The organism is Bradyrhizobium sp. Arg237L, from assembly GCF_029990105.1.
GTDB lineage: Bacteria > Pseudomonadota > Alphaproteobacteria > Rhizobiales > Xanthobacteraceae > Bradyrhizobium.
The window spans coordinates 1-548 of record NZ_JAQMIL010000211.1; the positions used below are offsets into that span (position 1 = coordinate 1).

Here is a 548-nt window from a genome sequence, read left to right on the forward strand (position 1 = left end):
ACGCCGCCACCTCCGCCGCCTCCGCCACCTCCGCCGCCCGAGCAGAAGATGATCGAGCAGCCGAAGATGGCGGAGCCCGAGTTCAAGGAAGACAAGCCGATCGAGAAGCCGCAGGACGAGCCGGTCAAGGACGCGAAGAACGACGAGCCACCGGGGCCGCTGTCGCTTGACGCCCAGGCGACCGGACCAGGCGATCTCTTCAATCTTGGCGGCAAGCCGGGTGGCAATCCTTATGGTGGTGGCGGCGGTGGTGGCAGCCGTTGGGGCTGGTACACGACCATCGTCATTGCGCAGATGCAAGAGGCGCTCGGGTCCAATCCGAGGACACGCAAGATGACCGGGCAGCTTCAGGTGAAGCTCTGGGCCGACAGCACCGGCCGCATCAACCGGGTTCTGCTGGTGCCATCGACCGGAGATGCTGAACTCGATGCAGTGATCACCAACGACGTGCTGGGCCGTCTGACGCTGCGCCAGCCACCGCCGAAGGACATGCCGATGCCGATGGTGACGCGCCTAACGGCGCGTCGGCCGAGCTAACGCGACTCTGA

At 65.7% G+C, this 548-nt stretch carries 1 protein-coding gene; it reads left to right on the forward strand.

Annotated elements, in window-relative coordinates; all coding sequences use genetic code 11:
• A partial coding sequence (locus OZ411_RS43025; protein WP_282532814.1) for an energy transducer TonB occupies positions 1 to 537 on the forward strand: 537 nt, incomplete at its 5' end.
• Positions 538 to 548: the final 11 nt, after the last annotated feature.